This is a genomic window from Acinetobacter sp. A1, assembly GCF_012371315.1.
Taxonomy (GTDB): domain Bacteria; phylum Pseudomonadota; class Gammaproteobacteria; order Pseudomonadales; family Moraxellaceae; genus Acinetobacter.
This window is the reverse complement of sequence record NZ_JAAZQY010000009.1, coordinates 74,081-80,750: the sequence shown is the minus strand read 5'-3', so window position 1 is coordinate 80,750 and position 6,670 is coordinate 74,081. Positions and strand designations below refer to the sequence as shown.

Annotated in this window: 6 protein-coding genes; 1 reads left to right on the top strand and 5 read right to left on the bottom strand. The window is 42.7% G+C overall.

What is annotated here, in order from left to right; genetic code table 11:
• The 5 genes from HHA41_RS05395 to HHA41_RS05375 form a co-directional block, all read right to left on the bottom strand.
• The coding region (locus HHA41_RS05395; protein ID WP_017397055.1) for a GTP-binding protein at nt 1–95 on the bottom strand (95 nt) is incomplete at its 3' end.
• Nucleotides 96–189: 94 nt separating this feature from the next.
• Nucleotides 190–2,325: an elongation factor G gene (gene fusA, locus HHA41_RS05390; RefSeq protein WP_168460864.1), complete on the bottom strand. Its 2,136-nt coding sequence runs from the start codon at nt 2,323–2,325 to the stop codon at nt 190–192.
• A 131-nt stretch (nt 2,326–2,456) separates the two neighbouring features.
• Nucleotides 2,457–2,927 (bottom strand): 30S ribosomal protein S7, encoded by a 471-nt coding sequence (gene rpsG, locus HHA41_RS05385; RefSeq protein WP_004975277.1) that lies wholly within the window; start codon nt 2,925–2,927, stop codon nt 2,457–2,459.
• 177 nt (nt 2,928–3,104) lie between these two features.
• Entirely contained in the window at nt 3,105–3,479 is a 375-nt protein-coding gene (gene rpsL / locus HHA41_RS05380; protein WP_000246374.1) for a 30S ribosomal protein S12, read from the bottom strand.
• A gap of 139 nt (nt 3,480–3,618) precedes the next feature.
• Complete coding sequence (locus HHA41_RS05375) at nt 3,619–5,148, bottom strand: EcsC family protein (RefSeq protein WP_168460862.1); 1,530 nt, start codon at nt 5,146–5,148, stop codon at nt 3,619–3,621.
• Nucleotides 5,149–5,431: 283 nt separating this feature from the next.
• Between HHA41_RS05375 and HHA41_RS05370 the strand changes: the two genes are divergently transcribed.
• Complete coding sequence (locus HHA41_RS05370) at nt 5,432–6,661, top strand: beta-ketoacyl synthase N-terminal-like domain-containing protein (RefSeq protein WP_168460860.1); 1,230 nt, start codon at nt 5,432–5,434, stop codon at nt 6,659–6,661.
• Nucleotides 6,662–6,670: the final 9 nt, after the last annotated feature.

The following is a 6,670-nucleotide window of genomic DNA, read 5'->3' as shown; positions in this document are numbered from 1 at the left end:
ATTGCAGCTGTTAAAGTTGTTTTACCATGGTCAACGTGACCGATTGTGCCCACGTTAACGTGTGGCTTATTACGTTCGAACTTAGCCTTAGCCATGAGATCTTCCTTTTTAAAACGACTCATGGAGGATCACTCCATGAGCATTAGGTTTTTAACTATGAATTAGTTTGCGCTTATAGTAATCGAAAGATTACTCGTCGTCACCTTTTTTACCACCAGACTGGAATTTAGCAATGATGCCATCAGCCACGTTACGTGGAGTTTCAGCATATTTAGCAAATTCCATAGAGTAAGTCGCACGACCTTGAGACATAGAACGCATATGAGTTGCGTAACCAAACATCTCTGCAAGTGGAACTTCAGCACGAATTGCTTTAGTACCGCCAGGTAAGTCGTCCATACCTTGAACCATACCACGACGACGGTTTAAGTCACCCATGATATCGCCCATGTAGTCTTCTGGAGTTTCTACTTCAACTTTCATGATTGGTTCAAGAAGGATAGGATCTGCTTTCATGAAACCATCACGGAATGCGTAAGAACCTGCCATTTTGAACGATAATTCGTCAGAGTCGACATCGTGGTAAGAACCGTCGAACAATGTAGCTTTAATGCCTACAACTGGGTAACCAGCCAAGACACCATTCTTCATACGTTCTTGAATACCTTTGTCAACCGCACCGAAGAATTCTTTAGGTACTACACCACCTACAACTTCTTCAGCGAATTCGTAATCTTTACCAGCTTCAGGATCAAGCGGCTCTAAACGTACGAATACGTGACCGAATTTACCTTTACCACCAGTTTGACGAACGAACTTACCTTCTTGTTCGATAGACTTTTTGATCGTTTCACGGTAAGCAACCATTGGTTTACCAATGTTCGCTTCAACGTTGAATTCACGCTTCATACGGTCAACGATGATGTCAAGGTGAAGCTCACCCATACCCGCAATAATCGTTTGGCCAGATTCTTCGTCTGTACGTACGCGGAATGAAGGGTCTTCTTTCGCCAAGCGACCTAAAGCTACTGACATTTTTTCTTGGTCAGCTTTAGTCTTAGGTTCAACAGCCAATGCAATTACTGGCTCTGGGAATTCCATACGCTCTAGTGTAATCACTGCGTTTTCGTCACACAATGTATCACCAGTCGTTGTATCTTTAAGACCTACACACGCTGCGATATCACCCGCACGAATTTCTTCGATGTCGTGACGGTCATTTGCGTGCATCTGTACGATACGACCAATACGCTCACGCTTCATTTTCACTGGGTTATAAACCGGGCTACCCGCTTTAAGAACACCTGAGTAAACACGTACGAACGTTAAGTTACCAACGAATTTGTCGTTCATGATTTTGAACGCTAACGCAGCAAACGGAGCTTCATCAGACGCTTCACGAGAATCTTCAGTTTCGTCTTTGTCGTCTAAGATACCTTTAATTGCTTCAACGTCAGTTGGTGCGGGTAAGAATTCAATTACTGCGTCCAACATACGTTGAACACCTTTGTTTTTGAATGCTGAACCACACATTGCAGGTTGAATTTCACCCGCTAATGTACGTTGACGTAAACCAGCAATGATTTCTTCTTTAGAAAGTTCACCATTTTCTAGGTACTTGTCCATGAGTTCTTCTGATGCTTCAGCAGCAGCTTCAACCATGTTAGTACGCCATTCTTCAGCAGTTGCTTGAAGATCAGCTGGAATCTCGCCGTATTCAAACTTCATACCTTGAGAAGCTTCATCCCAGATGATTGACTTCATTTCGATTAAGTCAATAACACCTGTAAATGTGTCTTCTGCGCCCACTGGAACAACGATAGGCACTGGGTTAGCACCCAAACGTGTCTTCATTTGTTCAACTACGCGGAAGAAGTTTGCACCAGTACGGTCCATTTTGTTAACGAACGCTAAACGAGGTACTTTATATTTGTTTGCTTGACGCCATACAGTTTCAGACTGAGGTTGTACACCACCTACAGCACAGTAAACCATACATGCACCGTCAAGAACACGCATAGAACGCTCAACTTCGATTGTGAAGTCAACGTGTCCCGGGGTGTCAATTACGTTAATACGGTGTTGGTCAAATTGGTTAGCCATACCTTTCCAGAAGCATGTTACAGCTGCTGAGGTAATAGTAATACCACGTTCTTGCTCTTGTTCCATCCAGTCAGTTGTTGCTGAACCTTCGTGAGTTTCACCAAGTTTGTGACTTTCACCTGTATAGAACAAAATACGTTCTGAAGTTGTTGTTTTACCCGCATCGATGTGCGCAGAGATACCAATGTTACGGTAACGAGAAATTGGGGTTTGACGTGCCATGATTTCTAGCATTCCTAAATTTTGTTGTTTAAAACAGGACGCTTTAAGCTGCTTAGCAACTTAAAGCGATTTGATGACAACTCAGTGACAACTGATTCATCACCCTCCTGATTAGGGCCTGTTTTATCCGCTTAGAAACGGTAGTGAGAGAAGGCTTTGTTGGCTTCAGCCATACGGTGCACATCTTCACGTTTTTTGATCGCTGCGCCTTTACCTTCAGATGCATCAAGCAACTCGCCAGCAAGACGTAACGCCATAGTTTTTTCAGAACGCTTAGCAGCAGCATCTACCAACCAACGCATCGCTAGAGCAGTACGACGGGATGGGCGTACTTCCATAGGAACTTGATAAGTAGCACCACCAACACGGCGTGCTTTTACTTCGACCATTGGACGAACTTTTTCAAGCGTAGCTTCAAAAAATTCAACTGGGTCTACTTTAGATTTTTCTTGAACGCGGTCTAAAGCACCGTAAACGATACTTTCAGCAATAGACTTTTTACCATCTTGCATTACGTGGTTCATGAATTTAGCGATTGTTTGGCTGCTGAATTTAGGATCCGGAAGGATTTCACGAGCAGCGACTACGCGACGTCTTGGCATTTTAAACTACCTATAAATATGACACTTCAGGGTGATCCAGCCGTAGCACAAAGTGTCGTGTGCATTTCGCTGGCCTTACTACACGTCGCTTGAATTTCACAAAATTAAATGCAGAAATCAGACAAGCGAGACGATAAAGGATTGCAGTTCTAAGAACTAAGACTAATCTTTAAAAGATTATTTCTTAGGACGTTTAGCACCGTATTTAGAACGTGACTGGTTACGATCTTTCACGCCAGCACAGTCTAAAGAACCACGAACGGTATGGTAACGTACACCTGGTAAGTCTTTAACACGACCACCACGGATAAGAACAACACTGTGCTCTTGTAGGTTGTGACCTTCACCACCGATGTAGCTAGAAACTTCAAAACCTGAAGTTAAGCGAACACGGCAAACTTTACGCATTGCTGAGTTAGGTTTTTTAGGTGTAGTTGTGTAAACACGTGTACAAACACCACGACGTTGTGGACAAGCCTTCAACGCAGGAACTTTTGATTTTTCAACCAAAGTCGTACGACCCTTACGGATCAACTGATTTGTTGTTGCCATGTGGCAATTCTCCCGTTAATAAAAAGCCCCAAAAACATACTACTTTTTGAGGGCATGCAATTGTAAGCGAAGATAGAAAAATGGTCAATATTTCATAGGCAGTTAAAACAGCAACCATTTTCCTACTTATCACTTGTTTTTATTCAGCTTTTGGTTTTCGTGCAGTGGTACGTGTTCTTGGCTTTTTTGTAACCTTTGTTTCACTTGCATTTACTGGCTCTGCATGTTTTTCTGAAACAATTTCAGCCACTTGAGTTGAATCTTCTACAGCATCCAAGTCATCTTCTAGTGCATATTCGTCTGCTTCTTCAACAGGAACAGCGGTTTTTTGTGGTGCAACTTCAGCATGTGGTTCCAGCATTTGATCTGCCAATTCTTCTAACCCCTGCTGAATATTTTCATCCACCTGTGTTTCGGTTGCATCCACTTTGTCAGATTTTTTCTGTACTTTGACTTTACGGATGCTTTGATGATCCGTTAGTACTTGTGTGGTCGCATCAGAAGGTTCTGCAGCTTGTTTATTTGTATCTAATGACTCATCTTTATTTGTATCTAATGACTCATCTAGATTCTCTTGAGCCTTATCTTCACCTTTTAACTGTTCCAATAGTTTAGGCGCAGCCTGTGCAAGTAATTCTAACGACTTTTCATAGGCATGAATGGCAGATAAATTGCTGTCTTTATGTTGAATTAAATAGCTGCGAGCGTTGGAGAATACTTGTTGCGCTTTGTGATGTACATCTTCTACCAATTTCCAACTATATACGGCACTGACCGATGCTGTTGCAACAGGCGTGAGTTTATTCAACATAGAAAACTTAGGTACGCTGTTTAGCCACGGCCATTTGGCTTCACCCTGTTCATTTAAAAAGTATTTTTTCAGGGACTCATAGTCATTACTTGAACCCAACAGGTTTTGTAATTGGTGTACATCATGCGTTTGCAACATATTGGATAGGGTTTTAAGTCCCATCAGCACCGCTTGCTTTTCTGCAATCACACCTAAATCAATTTGTTTGAAAATAAACTGTACGATTTCTTGTTCAGTTTCTTTATTCAGTTCAAAACCGTAAGCACGACCCACCTGATAGATTGTACGCAACGACATAATGATTGATGCAGGTACATCAATCGTTGAACCAATTACCCCTGTTGCCCCTGTCAATGCACCTTGCAGGGAGGCAATCCATTTGTTTTGCTCCGCCAGTGCCTGACCAATACGTTTGGAACGATCGACATCTTGTGTCAGTTCTTCTAAATCACGCACACCCGCCTGATCGAGCACAGCATCGACTGAACTAATGTTAGAACTAAAATTGTTGAGCTGATCAAAAAAGTAATCTGAAATTTTGTCGGAAAAATCTGGAGAAACAAAACTGGCAACCTGATTAACACGAGTGTAGTGACGACCGAGTAACTGACGTGACACTTGTGGAATATGCTGTCTGAGCATGTGTTGAGGATTGTCATAATGGTGCGCCTGAAATGGGCTGTAACTACGTGCCTGACCTTCAATAATTTGTCCTGCATTGGAACGTGGCTCCTGCTTGGTTGCTGTACTTGGTGCAACCTGCTGCAAAACATGCATGCCTGTACTGCTGAGCTTTTTAGCCACTCCAATCGCATTCGAGAAGAATCCGCTTGTTTGTTTATTATTAGAATCTGACATTCTTACTCCTCATTTTAATTTCTATGATTTATAGGTAAATACTAGGTGTAGTCTAAGTTTATCTCAATATGATTGTGTATCTTTTGGTTGGCTTCCTGCATCCATTCTGCTGTGTTTTGGTGGTTTGAACACTGCTGCAAAGTGGCATCATATTTGCCATAAGAATTCAAAATTCTTTCTGTTATTATGAACGCAATTGAAAGACATGAGTCATCCCGTATCAGGCACAGCTGTGCAATTGCGGTGTTCGGCTCAACATTATCACCATATAAGGGATCTGTAGATGAAACGTGTTGTAATCACCGGCATGGGCATTAACTCGTGCATTGGTAATACTTTAGAAGCTGTGACTCATTCTTTACAAAACGGTATTTCTGGAACACGTTCCAACCCAACGTATGCTGAACTGAATTTCAAGAGCCATGTAAGTGCAGCTGCTGAACAAAATTTTGACCACATTGACCGTAAATTAAAACGCTTTATGGGCGTGTGTGCGATGTACGCTTACAACGCTGCAGTCGATGCGATTGAACATGCTGGCTTAAAGCAAGAAGATTTAGCAGGTAACCCACGTTACGGTATCGCGGGTGGTTCTGGCGGTAACTCAACTGCATCTGTTGCAGAAATGATCGAGTTACTTGAAGAAAAAGGCGCACGTAAAATTGGTCCTTTCTTCGTACCACGTAACATGTCGAACACGATTACAGCTAACTTGGGCGTTGCGTTCAAATTACAAGGGATCGCTCACTCAATTACTAGCGCATGCGCAACTTCTGCAGATGCAATTGGTTATGCCTACAACCTAATTCAATTGGGTAAACAAGATTTAATGCTTGCAGGTGGCGGTGAAGAAGATCACTGGTCACAAAGCTTATTGTTTGATGCGATGGGCGCATTATGTTCTAAATACAATGACACACCTGAAACAGCATCTCGTCCGTATTCTGCAGACCGCGACGGTTTCGTGATTGCTGGTGGTGGTGGTTTCGTGGTGCTTGAATCACTTGAACACGCTCAAGCGCGTGGTGCAAATATCTTAGCTGAAGTTGTGGCTTATGCTGCCAACTCTGACGGCGCAGACATGGTTGCACCAAGCGGTGAAGGTGCAACACGTTGTATCCTCATGGCTTTAGACGAAGCAAAACAACACGGTGTAGAAAAAATTGACTATGTGAACACTCATGGTACTTCTACCCCTGCGGGTGATGTAACAGAATTAAAAGCCATGGAACGTGCATTTGGCGAAGGTCAAGTTCCTGCACTTAGCTCAACGAAGTCAATGACAGGTCACAGCTTGGGCGCCGCTGGTGTTCAAGAAGCAATTTACTCTGTCTTGATGATGCAAAACGACTTTATCGCACCAAACATCAACGTTACTGAACTAGATGAAGGCGCAAAACCATTTGATATCGTACTTGAAAAACGTGACACAAAATTGAATACTGTGATGAGTAACAGTTTCGGTTTTGGCGGTGTAAATGCCTGCCTTATTTTCAAGAAGTGGGATGAATAATCTCCATAG